The sequence below is a fragment of the Shewanella salipaludis genome, assembly GCF_012911865.1.
Lineage (GTDB): Bacteria > Pseudomonadota > Gammaproteobacteria > Enterobacterales > Shewanellaceae > Shewanella > Shewanella salipaludis.
The window spans coordinates 1-13,189 of sequence record NZ_JAAXYH010000014.1 but is presented as its reverse complement, the minus strand read 5'-3'; the positions used below and the strand labels follow the sequence as shown (position 1 = coordinate 13,189).

The following is a 13,189-nucleotide window of genomic DNA, read 5'->3' as shown; positions in this document are numbered from 1 at the left end:
AAGATCAGCCTAGTTAAGATCTGCCTTGGCCAGACCGAAGGCCGCGTCCGCCGAGCCGGGTTCCGCCAGCGACACTAGCTGCAGCCGGTTCCACATATTGATGATGCCTATCAGGTAGCATAGCTCGGAGATCTCCACTTCGGAGAAATGCGCCAGCGTCGAACGATACAGCTCATCGCTGACACCCGTGTCTGCCAGCTTGGTCAGCGCCTCGGTCAGCGCCAGTGCCGCTTTCTCTTTGGCGGTAAACAGCGGCGATTCACGCCAGATAGCCAGATGATACAGGCGCAATTCACGCTCGCCTTTTATCTTTGCCTGTTTAACATGCATGTCCAGACAGAAGGCACAGCCGTTCAGCTGCGAGGCGCGGATATCTATCAGGCTCTTGATCAGCGGGTCGATCGAGGTCTTGTAACCTGCCATGGAGGCGTCGCTCAGTGCCTGAGTCAGCTTGGGGGCGGTAACGAAATGGTTCAGTCTGTTGCTCATGGTCTTATCCTCTGCTGGTACATGTGAAAAACATTTATAGATGGAGTGAATCTACTGCCTGTAACGCATTTTGCAGTGCTGTGTCACGGGTGAGCGGGTCATGGGTCCCGTCGACCCGGATGACAGTCAGATCTGTGATCCCTATGTAGGCCAATGCCTTTCTGACATAGGGGGTGAAGCAGTCATCCTGTGCCCAGGGGCCGCTGGAGAACACACCGCCACTGGAGACCACCAGATACACCTTCTTGTTCGGCACCAGTCCCACCTTGGTACCCTGGTCGGTGAAGCCGAAGGTGCGACCGGCACGGGTAATATGATCGAACCAGGCCTTCAACACCGACGGCAACCCCAGGTTCCACATGGGTGAAGACAGCAACAGCAGCTCACAGTCCAGCAGCATGTCGACCATGAGATCGGACAGTTGCACCGCCTGTTGCTGCGCCGGCGTGCGTTGTGCCACCGGGGTCAGAAAGGCACTGGTGGTCAGCTCATCCAGATGCGGCAATGGTTGCTGCGACAGGTCCAACAGGGTTTCCTCCAGCCTGGGGTAACTGTCTGCCAGCCGCGCCAGCAGTCGGGCCGCGACCTTTCTCGAGGATGAGCCTTCGAGATTCGGGCTGACGGTAAGATGCAACAGTTTCATACTCGACTCCGGTGCGCCGCGCCGGCGCCTTGTGTTTCATGTGGCCCAGTCTAGGCTTCTATGCCATATTAAAAAGATACAAAAAAGCAAAAAACAGGTAGGACATAGGCGTGGGCTATAAAGACATATACCAACGTTATACCCAGAGCATTCTGTCGGGAAGTCTGAAACCGGGCGAGAAGGTGCCCTCAATCCGGGTGCTGGCACAGGATCTCGGGGTCGCCAAGAAAACCGTGGAGGCGGCATACGACATTCTGATTGGCGAGGGGTATCTGGTCAGCCGCGGCGCCAAGGGCACCCTGGTCAACCCGGATCTGAAGTTCAGGGAAACGCCGCCAGAGGCGCCGCAACCACTGGAGGATCCGCGGCTGCAAGAGCTGCTCGAGTTGAGGGATAACCCCGGCTTCCTGCGGCTGGGCATTCCGGCGCTGGACGCCTTTCCCCATAAGAAGTGGTTGCTGCTGTCGGGCAAGGCGATACGTGCCATGCGCCCGGAAGAGATGATGAGCCCGCCCGTCATGGGCTATGGGCCGCTGCGTGAAGCCATAGCCAATTACGTCAACATTTCCCGCGGCCTGAACTGCAGCGCCGCACAGGTATTCATCACCAGTGGCTACAAACACAGTCTGGCGCTGATCCTCCAAGCCATGACAGGCGCCAGGGACAAGGTGCTGTTCGAAGAGCCCGGCTATTTCTTCGGTCAGAAACTGCTCAAACGCATGGTGCAGAACCTGCACTATGTGCCCGTGGATGACCAGGGGCTGGATGTCGACTTCCTGCTGCGCCACCACGCCGATGCCCGCCTGGTGATTACCACCCCGTCCCATCACAGCCCGCTGGCCGTCACCCTGTCACTGCCGCGGCGCAACCGCTTGTTGCAGTGGGCCCAGAGCGAGAACGCCTGGATCCTTGAAGACGACTATGACGGCGAGTTTCATTACACCCGCAAGGTGCAGCCGGCGCTGAAAAGCCTGGATACCCAGGAGCGGGTCATCTATGTCGGCACCTTCAGCAAGACCATAATGCCGTCGATACGCGTCAGTTATCTGGTGCTCCCCAAGAGTCTGGTAGGCAAATTTACCGAGACAGGCGAAATAGTGGAAACCGGCCAGCCGCTGTTGCCACAGAAGATACTGACCGCCTTCTTGTCCGACGGGCATTTCTTCAAACACCTGAAAACCATGCGCTCCCTGTACCAGGCCAGGAGGATGATGCTGTATCACGCCCTGCAGCGGGTCTACCCGGATCTGTTTGAATTTGAGCAGACGGATGGCGGCATGCACATCATCGCCTACCTGAAGCAAGGCACCCAGGATGACAGGCTCGCCAACCTCTGGCAGGCACATAGGTTGATGGTATTCCCCTTATCGGCCTGGTATGCCGGCACCAGCCGCCGCTACGGCTTAATCATGGGCTATACCAATGTGCCCTCGGAGCAGGAAGCGGTGCGGCTCGTCTCCCTGCCCTACCGGGAAACCATGGCGCTGCTGGCGACGGCCTAGCGCGCTGTGGCTCGGCTTCTCTGTCTCTGTCTTGGCCTACCGGCGCAGCTTGATATACAGCTCGCCGTCGCGGATCTGCAGGTCCTCGACACCATCGGCAAAGGTATTCCAGAAACCGCGATCGCCGAACTCGCTGACCAGGTTGACGTTTTTCATGTTGCCCAGCCAGGCATTGGGAATGGGTACCCCCATCAGACTGACCCCCACCAGGGCCACCACGGGGCGGCGGTGCCGATCCAGATGTATGTCCAGGCCGGCATTGACCCGCAAGATCTGCCCCGCCATGATGGGGAAATCCTGAGGGATAGGCAGCAAAATCTTGGCGCTGGCGAGGTTATCGGCAAAGTCGATGGCGATCCTGTGGGCGAAATCTGGGCTGCGGCCTATCATGGCATTGACCTCCTTCTCGCTGAAGGTCACCCGGCGGGCGGCATCCGATTCACTGTAGGCCTCGGGCGCAAAATCCTCTTCGGCATTGGCTGCGGCGCGCGGGCCTGCCTCCCCCTGCCAGCCCAATCGACCCAACTTATGCTCCAGCCGTTGCTGCTCCTTGGCGCTCAGGGTCACGGGCGTCAGCGGCGCCGGAAAGATGTAGGTGCGGATAATGAAAAAGCTCGCCCCGACGCTGAGCAACACCGTCAGCAACAGCATCAGCAACAACTGCACGCCGCTGAAACCGCCTTGTCTGGATTGTGCCTGGCCCGGATTGGAAGGAAATTGCCGCATTGGCTCGCCTCTATTCAGTCTGCTTCTTGACTGAATGGTACTGTGGCCGGTGCAGTAAAGGCAAAGACTTCATTGCCTGACCTAGGGCTTCGCCACTTTCACCCCTGACAGACTTTCTTCCTCAGGCAGACTGATTTCCTCAGGCAGACTCCCTGCGGTGGCGGATGGCGGGGCCAGCCCCTGATATTGCCTATCACTGACAGGGGCCTGACTCGGGGTCTGCATCAGATTGCCCATGGCCATTGCCGGAGTATCACCTAAAACCTTGGTGTTTACCTGAGTGACTGAATCTGTAATTTGTGAATTAACATTAACGGGCATGGTCTCTTCCTCTATTCATGGTTGAATAACACGCTTTTTGTAACGCCTCTGGGCATTGGCTCAGGGCTGGCTCTGATAATAGTCCACTATCTCACCATAGATATGGCTGATCTTTGTCCCTGGATTGGCGGGATAAGCGATGTCGGATGATTCGGACAGGGCATGACAGCTGAAGCAGTTATCGTTCTGGGTATAGGTTTCCAGGGTCGAGTTGGCCAGATGCACAGAGCCGCGCAGATGGGGATCATAGAGTGCACTGCTGTAGGTGGGAATGCTGCCATCGTTGGTCCAGATGCCGCCTATCAGCGAATAGTTTTTGCGCACATCGCCTTTGGCCAGATTCTGCTGCACCCCAAGATTGGCAGACAAGACGTCGTTGTTGTTGTCCAGTCCGTCGAGCCCTGGCGAGCTACCCCAGGCGTATTCGCGGAAGGTGTCGCTTGGGGCTATGTTTTCACCGGCTTCGGCCTGGATACAGGCGGCGACCTTGTACTTGTGCGCGCTATCCTGGCTGCATTGACTGGCCATTTGGCTGTTGGCCGCGCCTTGGGCTCCACCCTTGGCGAAAAAGGTCATGGCATTATCCAGGGTGCCCTGGTCGTTGAAAGAGGAATAGAGCACGGGCGTGCCGGAATCCGTGGGGGTGTAATAGAAACCATTGTTGGGGGAATTGTCGCTGTGCTCGAACGTGGCCCATACCAGCTCGGGGTGGCCCTTGACCGGCGAGACCACATGGAAACCAACCAGCCCCAACAGCGCCTGTCTCTGGGTTTTGCCGTCCCAGATCCAGATATCGTCGGGTTTAGCGGCGCTTTTCCGGTAATCCGGGATAGAGGCCATCATGGTGAGATACTTGTCTTTATCACGTTTGTCTATTTCGACCCAGGAGACCTTTGTTTCCATGGTCAAGGCCTGACCTTCGGCAAAAGCTGTCACCCCGGCCGCGGCGGCGAGGGCATCCAATTGCTTCTGGGTGGTGGGAAATTCGTCAAACAGCGCGCCGCTGGCGGAAGCCGGGCCGGAAGCGTATTTGGCCTGCAGCCGAGTCATGGCGTCATACACATTGTTGATATGCACTGTGTAATACACCAGAGAACCGTCCTGTGCCAGCAATACCCCGCTGGGAGAGCCCGCCTGTTCTGTGCTGACACTCTTGCCGCCGCGCAGCAGGCCGACATCCGAATCCTGCGCGAAGATCTTGCCGCTGTTTGCATCGACATCGAAGAATAACTGGCCATCGAAGACCAGATCCTCGGCAGCGCCATAACGGCTGTCGGCCGAGGTCAGCCAGAGAAACATCTGCCATGACCATTTGTAAAAGTTACACACGGTGGCATCATCGAATGTCACGCTGTCTGCCGGGGTAAAGACACTGTCCGGCCGCAGCGCCTTGCCGCCGGACCAGGTCTCCAGCTCACTTTTGGCTATATAGCAGCTGTGTGTTACGTTCGCGGGAATGAATTCTTTTGCCGAGACAGTTACCGCTATGGCCTGACTCAAGAGGCATGCCGACACGGCACTGAGGGCGAAATGGATTTTGCTCATGGGGCTCTCCATAGGATCCTGATTATTTCCTGAGTCCAGAGCCTAGCCTTTTTATGCGACTTCAGATATTACACTCCATTACGCCTCACAGGCCGGCGCACATACGTCTGGCATCGGGGGAATTTTAGATCGAACAGGGATCAGACAGGACAGGATAAACTGGAAGTAAAAAAGTACGCCTGCCCCTGGTTGCCGCTATTCTGACATGAGCGCGTTTGACATTAAGGCAGATGGCATGGGCGTGTCTGGCACGCCTCATGACGACAAGGTTAGAGTGTGGATTTTATTTAAAAGCGCATGATAAACGCCAGGCTCAAGTTCTGGGTGGTTATGCTGGCAATGTCAGTTCTTTCAAAGTCCAGAGACATGGCGAACTTTTTATTAAAACCGTATCCAGCACCAATGCCTGTCAGTAGCGACACCCCGTTGTCACTCGTTTTTTGTACCACCAGTCCGTCGCTGCCTTGCACCAGAGTGCTGAATTCATTGTCCCATACCAGAGCCCCAAGATGGGCTTTCAGAAACAGGCTGCCGCTCAAGGGATAGGTGACTATCATACGAATATCCCCGGCTAACGTACTGAAATCGCCGCTGTGAATTGTCTTATTCTTGGTTTTGCCGGCTGAATCCGTCTGCTTTTCCATGACAGCAAAGCTTGCCTCACCAAATGAAGTCACGCCGGCCTCAACGGCCAGATAGCGGTTGAATTGATGTCCGACAAACCCACGAAAACCTGTCGCCGCAGAATCTGCATCATATACAAGAGGGGTTAACCCGGCGGTATCAACATTGGGGGCGAAATTGAGCTTGTCATAGCTGTTATGCTGAAGATTGATGCCTAGATAGTCAAACTCATTGAGTTCGCTTGCGAAGGCGTTCATTGACAGAATACCGAGTGCCCCGACGATAGTACTAGCTAATAGTTTCATTGATATCCTTATAGGAAATGCATCAGGCCCAACGCAGATATAATGCGCAAAAGCCTTGCTCACTCCAATGAGAGTCCAACCTGTCCTGGTTGCTTTTTTATTTAATCGCTGCATGGAATGCTATCCGGAATACTTTCGTACTCCCTGGAACAACAGCATGCTGCACATGCGCGGCGTCAGCCGACGAAGTGCGTCAAGCTACTGGTGTTGATGGATATTTTCAAGCTTTTTGAGCATGAAAAACATAAAAGCGCCCAGTTGTTTGCCGGAGGATGCTGCTTGCAAGGGTGTCACTCACTCAGGTCGGCCCGCCATAAACCCGGACAAAAAACGGCTAATCATCAGCATCAAGCTCGCTAAAATGGCTAACCCAAACCCGTCACCATCAGGGCATCCTCGCCACAGGCTCTCCTCCGACATGCGTCACTGCCCTGCGACAATGGCGCCGGCCTGACTACAATGAAACTAAGGCAACAAACAGCAGTTGGGCACCCGGGCTTCGGCCATGTGGTCCATAGAAGAGGAACGCGACATGCTGGTCACCTTCAAGACTAAGTACTATTCAGACATCACCATGTTTGGAGACATAGCGCGCACATTTTTGAAGATCATGGGTCATAGTGGTGCCGTGCCGGGGGCAATACTGGCGGCCGATGTGCCCGCCGCGCTGCAAAGATTGTCCAAGGCGATCGAAAATGAGCCGAGCGCTCCGCCGGCGCCGACAGAAACGGATGAAGACGACGAGGCCCCCCTGGTGAGCCTGAGGCATAGGGCGCTGCCGCTCATAGAACTGCTGAAATCCGCCGCGGCGTCGGCATCGAACGTGATGTGGGAATAACCAAGCCGCTTTTACTTAGAGCAGCTTTTACTTAGAGTCACTGTTACTTAGAGCAACTGTTACCCAGAGCAGCTTGGCTTAGATCAGCTTTTACTTAGAGCGCTTTACCTAGAGTGGCTTTTACTTGGAGCCACGCTGCCGACAGCGCGCCCAAGGGCATGACGGGACTCTGCTACGGCTCAATGGCGGCGAGCCATGACTTCTCTGACTCTCATCTTAACAATCAAAGGCATAAACAAGCTTGCTCTGGCCCTGAATAGCCAGACAGTTTTCAGCGGCGCGCCTGGCAACGCGCCTCCAGCAAGTCGACCAGTATGCGCTCGACATTGCTGCCGCCGATGCCTATGCGCGCCCCGGGGGAAATGCCCGCCAGCGTCTGCGCCGCGCGCAGATACTCACCCTTGACGTAATACAACAATGAAGACACCAGGGCGAGTGACACAGCCAGCTTGTCTCCCTCGGCTGCGGCAGCAATGCCAGCCTCACAGCGTTTGAGTCCGGCGATATCGCCTGCGGATGCATAGAGAGCGGCGACATGGAGTGCGACGAAGGGATGGCCCAGCATGCTCCAGACTGTCTCTATGTGATCCAGCACATCCTTCCCCAGGGGCCTCGGCTGGCCGCTCTTGAGGTAATCCCTGAGCAGGAAACCGCCACAATCGGCCAACGTCAGAATGGGGCCACAGGTGGTGGTGGCCGGCGCACAATAGGCCAGGTAGCGTGCCATGGCGGCGTCGCGATCGCCCATCTGCCATTCGGACAAGGCCAGGTGCCATTGAACGTGGCCATACATCTGCCCGTTGCGGGCTCCGGCCTCATGGCGCTTGAGCCAGTCCCGGAGCAGCGCCGCCGACTCTGCGGCGGCGCCTTCATCATGGAGCAGGTGCGCCAACGCATGAATGGAATAGAGCGCCTGGGGGCGAATAGCCAAGGCCCGCTCGATAAGCGCGCGCCCACGCCGGCGCTGTCCGGCTTCACTGGCGGCAAACCCCAGCCGCGCCAGGAAGGCCCAATCATGGGCTAACGTCGCTTCGACGGACTCGAATACCGCCAGCACTGTTTGCAGTTTCTCTGGACCGTCGTAAAAAAACATATTTCGCGTCAGCTGGGATATCACCAACAGATCACCAGGCATGGTTTCTATGTAGCTCAGCGCCCTCGCCCTGGCCGCCGCGGTCGGCGCCATCAGGCCGATCAGCACTTCTATATGTTCACGTTCCCAGTCGCTAGCCTGCAATGCTGCCCGTACCGCCCACTCCCGAAACACCCCGGCATCTGTCTCGCCGACATCCAGCGCCACGTAATAGCGGGCCGCGGCGGCCATGGCAAAATCCTTGTCCAGCTCGAGCGCCCTGTCCAGGGCTGCGGCCGCACCGGATTCAGATCCCAGAATGAGATCGACTGCCTGTAGGTAGAGCCTGGCGGCCTCTGCAGACTCACTCGATAATGGCTTACCCGTGCGCGCGTCGAGCATAGAGACTCCTTAGTGGCGTTGGCGCATTGGCCTGCAACCTCAGGGACTGGGAACAAGGGACAAGGCGCGAAATGGATAAATCCAAGCATAGCATCCTATTCCCCAAGGCCCGGCGGAATTGCGGCCGGCTGGCAGACTGGGGCCGCTTGCCCGGCCAGGAGGTGGAGGTGTGGGCGCAGCATGCCAGCCGGCGCCTGGGCAGTGCCAGGGCCTTCCTCGACTTCATGGCAGAACCACCGGCCTCGCACTGGAGCTCGCTATCTATGCGACACAGGCTGCGGTGAACTCCCGCCGAGGGCCAATTCGACGGCTTCCACTATGGAAGCCACACAGTGGCAAGCTTCGCCAATTAACCTTTCATCGCCCCTCTGATACTTGCCGGTTTTAACCAGGCATCCCTGCATTCCCGCTTTTATCGCGCCTTCGATATCGCCGAATATGTCATCGCCTATCATCAAGATCTCGCTCGCCTTGGCCGAGGTAGAAGCTATCACCTGGGCGAAGAACTCGGGGGAGGGTTTTCCCACTATCAGCGCAGTGACCGAGGCGGCATATTCGATAGCATAGATAAAAGGGCCGGCATCCAGGTGTAAACTGCCATCGAGCTTGAAATAACGGTTGCGACCTATGCCAATTAACGGCGCACCGGCCTGGCAGAGTTGAAAGGCGAGATCCAGGCTCGGGTAGCTGAAGCCCTCGGCGGCATCCCCTATGATGACCACATTGGGATTTTGCCTGTCCAACACCGAAAATTCGGCTTCGATATTGCTGTGTACCACACAATAGGGACGCCAGTTGTTGGCCTCCACCAGCGCTTTGACCGCATCCGGCGCCGTAAACAACTGCCGAGATTCGAGGCTGAATCCCATCTCCTGCAATCCGTGCAATATTTGCCCACGGTTCATTCTGGAGGTATTAGTGACAAACCTGACTGTCAATGGGCTTTGCTGCAGCCTGTTCACCGCTGCCACCGCACCCGGCAGCACCCGCTTGCCTTCGTACAGCACGCCGCTTAAATCAACAAATACCGCCTTGAACATGCCCGTCTCCCGCAACTCCCATCTCTCTTGAGTATATAGGCTCGGCGGCCAAGCCGATCCAAACTCCCGTGCACCTGCCAAGGAAGGGGACTCACTGCGGCGGTATTAAATCTGGGGGATAGAGCGATGGAGCGAGTAAGCTGCACGCCAATATTCATGCACCGAGTGCCTCGCAGGCTCAACTTGCCTATCGGGACTCGATACCTGGCTGCAAGTTGAACCATGAGTAAGCTGATAAGGCCGTTGGTTATTTTGCGGGCATGACAGCCCAAGTGCCATCGACATTGTAGACCACATTGAAGCTGGTATACCCCATGGACATGTCGCACCTTGCCGCTGAGATAGACTCGGAGGCGAAGTCGAATATTTGACCCGGGGCATATTTGCCAACCTGAACGTAGAAGCTCGACACTGGCTGACAATCGATCGATTGATTAGGTTGTGCCACCACAAAGTTCGAGATAATGGCCGGGCCGCCGTCGGTATCTTGCATTGCCAAGCCTATGTTGAAATTGCCGACAGTATTGGGATTATAGACAGGCGCAACGATACGGAATGCCCCGGCTTGGACCCCGGATGCCGGCTCTGGCGTACTTAAGCCCAGTGGCGAGACGCTCAGGTAGGTGCAGTCATTGGTGTTGGCCCCCGACGCTGTGGCCAGCTCAATCGGCTGACAGGCTGTAGTACTCCCGGAGGCGCGGCCCAGGGTCGGTGCGCTGACTTGTGTTTGGGCTCCGGCGCAGGGCTGCGCATTTATCTCAAACGTGAGTACAGCACCGGATCCGAAGCTGGGTGGTAGTGAAGCCTGGTAGAGACTATTCGAATAGACGGTAGGATCGCCTTTATAGCGCCCCTGCGCCTGAAAGAAAAAGAAAGATTGAGTGCTGGATGACTTATTGGTCACGTTTATTCTATATTGCATGCTCATTTCTGGATCCTTGAAAGTTCAATGTTATCGATGGGCCAGCCGGAAATAAACCGGGTTAGCCCAAATCCTTATGCAAGCCTCATAGGCGGAAACCTAGCTGAGATATTGCTGCCCCTGGTGTCACTCAGTTTACAGCTGCAAGAGAAGCATAGCCTAATCGAACTCCCTCGCGCCTCCGTCCTGAGCATTAGATGGAGGCACTAAAGAATTTTCATTATTTATCAATCTAATGACAAATAAAACCTGCTGTTCCGCATAGGATTCGACGTTAAAGATTTGCCCCAGCCATAGGGCCATAGCATGCAATTGCTTGCTGTTGGTGATATTGAATAAAACGATTCTTGTGCTGCATATAGGCAGCCATATCATTTTTACATTCGATGGCAGCCACTCGTTTGATTGCCCCATACGCTTGGGCCACATCAGGATGTGCCATCAAATAGTCTCGAAAGGCCCTGTGGCGCATGAGATATCCCCACGCCTGAAGGCATGGAGATGATGACTGCGTTGCTCCCCGCCTTTGTGAAAATAACGACGCCCCCCAATGCCATTCTCTCCCCGCGCAACATAGCATCCGAGCGTAGCCAGGTTCAGTGCACGCGTGCTGTTTGAGTTTGCCAGGTGTATTTTAATGGTTAGCAATAATTGTTGTATTGCTAACTGAATCAAAAAAATACACCTCTTGTTCTAACTATTTACTGAGGAGCATCCCAAGCCTGTTCAATAACCTCAAATAAATCGAAAGGCTTTTTTAAGAATTCAATTTTTTCCAACTTTTCCTTTAGACTTATTGGCAGGTTATCATATGCACGTTCTTCTGCGATTATGTTTTTTGAGAAAATAAGTTTACGGATCCCTTCTATCTGACTGGTTATGGCTGTTGAATTATCAAGTTTGTTTTGCTCTTCCAGTACTAATATTGATTTTGACAAATTAAACAGTTCTGGTTGAGCGCAACTATTAAGCGCATCATCAAGGAGTTTACCCAAAGCATCACTGGCTTCATGAGGAAGAGCTTTAAGTTGTATTTTATCTTCTTCTCTAAGCTTAAAGTTCCTCATCTGCTGATGACATAAGCCACTCTTACGTTCATATTTGGTCAAATTAACCTGCACCATGAGTGAAGCAAACTTACCATCTTCCGATACAGCTGCTGAGACCGATGTCGACATAAAACAAAGAATGAGGAGTCTACTTAACATAAGGTTTGCACCCCGCATAAATAGATTTCCAGAACATATATTCTTTAGGACTGCGTTGATGTTTCCTGGCCTGGAGATATGCAACTTTTTCTATTGACTCCATGGCTATAGAGTCAAACGCTCCGAATGACTCAAAAAAATACTGCCAATTAGCCTGGCTAACTGCATACTCAGTTTGAGCGGCATCAGAACCAGCAATTTGAAAAGCAAGTGTATCATCCAGAAACCTGACTCCCGAACCTGATGCACCTCGAACACTAAGCCCACCAAAAATTGAGTAAAACTGCCCAATTAGCAAAGCAAATCTACCAATTTTTTTTTAGATCGTAAATCTCATTAATTTCCTCAATGCCCTTTTTACTTTCCTCATCAAACTTGAGTCCGACAATCGGTGAACATTTGTTCATAACCACCTCCCTGTGTTAAAACTGAATACAAAAACCTAACTTAATCATCACAATGAAAAAGGAAACAACTTCATCCCGACTAAGGCCTTCTAGGCACAATAGTCTGCTCCAACGATACAGGTAAAACCTTTACACCTCAATGGCTAACTGTTCAAACACACTCGCCTATAAAAAATGGACATTAACCTTGCTCAACCCAAGGTGACCATATACGTCCCATGTCTTGTCATCCTCGCATATAGTCCAACGGGGTCTATCCTATATACTGTCGGCAGTTGCCTGGGTAACCCGGGGCTGAATGCTCTCCTGTGTGCAACAACCGCGGTATACATCACTCTAAAGGACAAATTTACCCAGCCATTAGGAATTAATCTGAGTCCAGCGAAAGAAAGACGGCACATAGAAGATCGCCTCATAACCAGTGGGTGCTCAGCATGGACACAAAAAGTGACGGAAGCCGTCGCTGCGACTAAGCTTAATCCCGCTGACTATAAGGAGATAGTATGAAACAAATTAATGGCTTGGTTTTACTCGTGTCCTGTTGCCTGCTGTTCGCAAGTCAGGTACGCGCCCATGGCGAGATAGGTGAACCGTCCGGCGGCGCCAGGGAAATGGCCGGCACCGAAGGCACCTTTGCATTTAAACCCGTCGATTGGCTTCAGGGTCAAAGAAGTTGGTGGAAAGACACCGATGGGATTGCCCCCGGTGTCGCGGGGTGCCACATAGGCACAGATGAAAAAGGCGTACCCAACGGTCGCATGTTCGGTGAAGCCTGCTTACCCAGCGGCTTGTTGGTCGAATCCAACCCGGGAAAGGATGAATTGCATAGCCACAGTGATGATCTTGGCCATCCTGATACCTTCGACTGCCATGTCTGGTGCATCGCCCAGGGCCAGAAAGGTGGCGTCTGTGCCGTCGCCGCGGCGCCGCCCTGCGAACAATCCGCCAAGTGCGCCTGTAACTAATAGCGCCAGGCACGAATTCAACTCACACAACAGCGCAACACAGCATAGAAAGGCGGGACATATATGGTCACCTTGGGTTTAGCAAGGTTAATGTCCATTTCTTGTCCAAATCCGTTTGCGTCGTTCGATAGTTCACCTTTCACAATAGGGCGTGGTTGTTAATGGTTGGCGGTCTTGCGA

At 54.3% G+C, this 13,189-nt stretch carries 15 protein-coding genes; 4 read left to right on the top strand and 11 right to left on the bottom strand.

The window, feature by feature from the left end; genetic code table 11:
• Positions 1-9: 9 nt before the first annotated feature.
• Together HC757_RS15690 and HC757_RS15685 are read right to left on the bottom strand one after the other, a co-directional pair.
• A complete protein-coding gene (locus HC757_RS15690) occupies positions 10-489 on the bottom strand; it encodes a carboxymuconolactone decarboxylase family protein (RefSeq protein ID WP_169565328.1) in 480 nt (159 codons plus the stop codon).
• Positions 490-523: 34 nt separating this feature from the next.
• Positions 524-1,132 carry an FMN-dependent NADH-azoreductase gene (locus HC757_RS15685; RefSeq protein ID WP_169565327.1) on the bottom strand — a complete coding sequence of 203 codons (609 nt, stop codon included), beginning with the start codon at positions 1,130-1,132 and terminating at the stop codon, positions 524-526.
• 110 nt (positions 1,133-1,242) lie between these two features.
• On the opposite strand from HC757_RS15685, the gene pdxR reads away from it, so the two are divergent.
• The gene (gene pdxR, locus HC757_RS15680) at positions 1,243-2,634 is read left to right on the top strand and encodes a MocR-like pyridoxine biosynthesis transcription factor PdxR (protein WP_342343077.1); all 1,392 of its coding nucleotides are present in this window, start codon (positions 1,243-1,245) and stop codon (positions 2,632-2,634) included.
• A 36-nt stretch (positions 2,635-2,670) separates the two neighbouring features.
• On the opposite strand, the gene HC757_RS15675 is transcribed toward pdxR, so the two are convergent.
• The 4 genes from HC757_RS15675 to HC757_RS15660 all read right to left on the bottom strand — a co-directional run bounded on the left by HC757_RS15675 (position 2,671) and on the right by HC757_RS15660 (position 6,155).
• The gene (locus tag HC757_RS15675) at positions 2,671-3,360 is read right to left on the bottom strand and encodes an arginine N-succinyltransferase (protein WP_169565326.1); all 690 of its coding nucleotides are present in this window, start codon (positions 3,358-3,360) and stop codon (positions 2,671-2,673) included.
• 81 nt (positions 3,361-3,441) lie between these two features.
• A complete protein-coding gene (locus tag HC757_RS15670) occupies positions 3,442-3,681 on the bottom strand; it encodes a RebB family R body protein (protein WP_169565325.1) in 240 nt (79 codons plus the stop codon).
• 60 nt (positions 3,682-3,741) lie between these two features.
• Positions 3,742-5,226: a hypothetical protein gene (locus HC757_RS15665; RefSeq protein ID WP_169565324.1), complete on the bottom strand. Its 1,485-nt coding sequence runs from the start codon at positions 5,224-5,226 to the stop codon at positions 3,742-3,744.
• 287 nt (positions 5,227-5,513) lie between these two features.
• Positions 5,514-6,155 (bottom strand): outer membrane beta-barrel protein, encoded by a 642-nt coding sequence (locus HC757_RS15660; protein WP_169565323.1) that lies wholly within the window; start codon positions 6,153-6,155, stop codon positions 5,514-5,516.
• Positions 6,156-6,660: 505 nt separating this feature from the next.
• On the opposite strand from HC757_RS15660, the gene HC757_RS15655 reads away from it, so the two are divergent.
• Complete coding sequence (locus HC757_RS15655; RefSeq protein ID WP_342343076.1) at positions 6,661-6,993, top strand: DUF1840 domain-containing protein; 333 nt, start codon at positions 6,661-6,663, stop codon at positions 6,991-6,993.
• 271 nt (positions 6,994-7,264) lie between these two features.
• Here the strand turns inward: HC757_RS15655 and HC757_RS15650 are convergent, their stop codons facing one another.
• On the bottom strand, positions 7,265-8,467 hold the full coding sequence (locus HC757_RS15650; RefSeq protein WP_169565322.1) for a tetratricopeptide repeat protein: 1,203 nt from the start codon (positions 8,465-8,467) through the stop codon (positions 7,265-7,267).
• 71 nt (positions 8,468-8,538) lie between these two features.
• Here HC757_RS15650 and HC757_RS15645 point away from each other — a divergent pair, with 71 nt between their 5' ends.
• On the top strand, positions 8,539-8,751 hold the full coding sequence (locus tag HC757_RS15645) for a hypothetical protein (protein WP_169565321.1): 213 nt from the start codon (positions 8,539-8,541) through the stop codon (positions 8,749-8,751).
• Here HC757_RS15645 and HC757_RS15640 read toward each other — a convergent pair.
• The 4 genes from HC757_RS15640 to HC757_RS15625 all read right to left on the bottom strand — a co-directional run bounded on the left by HC757_RS15640 (position 8,725) and on the right by HC757_RS15625 (position 11,637).
• Positions 8,725-9,507, bottom strand: coding sequence for a TIGR01458 family HAD-type hydrolase (locus HC757_RS15640; RefSeq protein ID WP_169565320.1), 783 nt, complete (start codon positions 9,505-9,507; stop codon positions 8,725-8,727). The two genes, HC757_RS15645 and HC757_RS15640, sit on opposite strands and share 27 nt — an antisense overlap.
• Positions 9,508-9,754: 247 nt before the next feature.
• Entirely contained in the window at positions 9,755-10,435 is a 681-nt protein-coding gene (locus HC757_RS15635) for a hypothetical protein (RefSeq protein ID WP_169565319.1), read from the bottom strand.
• A 268-nt stretch (positions 10,436-10,703) separates the two neighbouring features.
• The gene (locus HC757_RS19120; protein ID WP_280520985.1) at positions 10,704-11,009 is read right to left on the bottom strand and encodes a GrpB family protein; all 306 of its coding nucleotides are present in this window, start codon (positions 11,007-11,009) and stop codon (positions 10,704-10,706) included.
• A 121-nt stretch (positions 11,010-11,130) separates the two neighbouring features.
• Complete coding sequence (locus tag HC757_RS15625) at positions 11,131-11,637, bottom strand: hypothetical protein (protein WP_169565318.1); 507 nt, start codon at positions 11,635-11,637, stop codon at positions 11,131-11,133.
• Between the two features lie 910 nt (positions 11,638-12,547).
• Between HC757_RS15625 and HC757_RS15620 the strand changes: the two genes are divergently transcribed.
• Positions 12,548-13,009 (top strand): hypothetical protein, encoded by a 462-nt coding sequence (locus HC757_RS15620; RefSeq protein WP_169565317.1) that lies wholly within the window; start codon positions 12,548-12,550, stop codon positions 13,007-13,009.
• The last annotated feature ends 180 nt before the right edge of the window (positions 13,010-13,189 follow it).